At 71.1% G+C, this 1,924-nt stretch carries 1 protein-coding gene; it reads left to right on the top strand.

What is annotated here, in order from left to right; genetic code table 11:
• Positions 1-1,331, top strand: a 1,331-nt coding sequence (locus AB0B91_RS65490; protein ID WP_358343106.1) for a C39 family peptidase, incomplete at its 5' end; no start/stop codon positions are given.
• Positions 1,332-1,924: the final 593 nt, after the last annotated feature.

The raw sequence follows: 1,924 nt of genomic DNA, 5'->3' as shown, positions 1-1,924 counted from the left end.
CCCTCGCGGCCGCCACCGCGCTCACCCTTCTCGGCACCGCGGCACCCGCCGTCGCCGCCGCACCCGTCGCGGCCCCGTCGACCAGTCGACCGGTGGTCCACGACGAGCAGATCACCTTCCAGGACTGGTCGCGCTACCCCGACTGGCGTCGCGGCAGCCACGCCGGCACCCGGGCCGTCCCCGGCGTCCGGCCCGGCGTCACGCTGGCTGGACCGCTCGGCACCACCGACTACACCGACCCGCACACCGGCGTGACCAGGAGCTGGGAGTACGGGACCTGGACCTCCCCGGTCACCCAGATCGGGTTCGACGCCACCGAGCTGATCGCCTCGTGGAACGCGCAGACCCCGGCCGGCACCTGGATCCAGGTCGAGATGCAGGGCACGTACAACACCGGCGTGCAGACCAAGTGGTACGTCATGGGACGGTGGGCCTCCGGCGACGCCGACATCAAGCGGACCAGCGTCAACCGGCAGGGCGACCCCTGGTCGACCATCTGGACCGACACCTTCAGCATCGACGACGCCTCGGTCGGCGTGCTGCTGCGGGCGTACCAGCTGCGGCTGACCCTCTACAAGGCCCCCGGCCAGCGCGCCGCGCCGGTCGTGCACACCGTCGGCGCGATGAGCTCCAACGTGCCCGACCGGTTCACCGTCGAGCCGAGCGCCGGCGGCATCGCCTGGGGCAAGGAACTCGCCGTGCCCCGCTACTCGCAGAACATCCACACCGGCCACTACCCCGAGTACGACGGCGGCGGCCAGGCCTGGTGCTCCCCCACCTCCACCACCATGGTGATCGAGTACTGGGGCCGCAAGGCGTCCGAGGAGGACACCTCCTGGGTCGACCCGACCTACCCGGACCCGACGGTCAACCACGCCGCCCGGATGGTCTACGACTACCAGTACGACGGCGCCGGCAACTGGCCCTTCAACACCGCGTACGCGGCCAGCTTCCCGGGCCTGGAGGCGCGGGTCACCCGGCTGCACTCCCTGGACGAGGTGGAGCGCTTCATCGCCGCCGGGATCCCGGTCGTGACCAGCCAGTCCTTCCTCGCCAGCGAGCTGGACGGGGCGGGCTACGGCACCTCGGGCCACCTGTTCGTGGTCGTCGGCTTCACCGCCGACGGCGACGTGATCGTCAACGACCCGGCCTCGTCCAGCAACGAGGCGGTGCGCAACGTCTACAAGCGTGAGCAGTTCGAGCAGATCTGGCTGCGTACCAAGCGGACCAACGCCAGCGGCGGCGTCTCCGGCGGCTCCGGCGGCGTCGTCTACCTGATCAAGCCCACGTTGAAGCCGTGGCCGAAGGTCGCCAGCGCCACCAACTGGTGACCTGACACCGACCCGATCGTTCGAGGGGTCCGCGTCGCCCGGCTCAGCCGGCGACCGGGCCCCTCGGCCGTTCCCGGCCACCGACCCGCTCGGCCGACCGGGGCACCTGCCCGCAGCGCGGCGAAGTGCGGTCGGAGCCTGGCCCTTTCATCGAGGCTTCGCTGGTGGTAGGTGACGGATCCGGTCGCTGGCTGACGGTTCGGGCGCAACCCGTGCCGGGGCGCGACGGTTCTGAGCGGGTACCAGCCGGCCCGCGACCTCGACCACCCCGACACCTGGTGACACCACCCCGGCGCCGATAGGAAATTGGAGGACCCGACCGTTCACTCATCTGCGAGGCGACATGAACGCCGGCCGGCGACGCAAGTTCCCTCGTCCCGATACCACAGGGGTATTTTAATGCCCCTCAGGTATCAGCGTCCCGGCGGCATTGGTGCACCAGCTTCACGCGCCTTGCACGTCTCCCGTCAGCCAGAACGCCGCCAGGGCTGCGCGCAGGTCCTAGTTGGGCGGCGTCTCCCCGTCCTGATCCTCGCCGGCGAGGGCGGAGCGGAGGCGCTCCTTCTCGGCACGGCGCCGCTCGGCGGCGGTGG

Origin of the sequence: Nonomuraea sp. NPDC049141 (genome assembly GCF_040648415.1) — a bacterium.
Classification (GTDB): Bacteria; Actinomycetota; Actinomycetes; order Streptosporangiales; family Streptosporangiaceae; genus Nonomuraea.
This window is presented reverse-complemented; position numbering and strand designations above follow the sequence as displayed.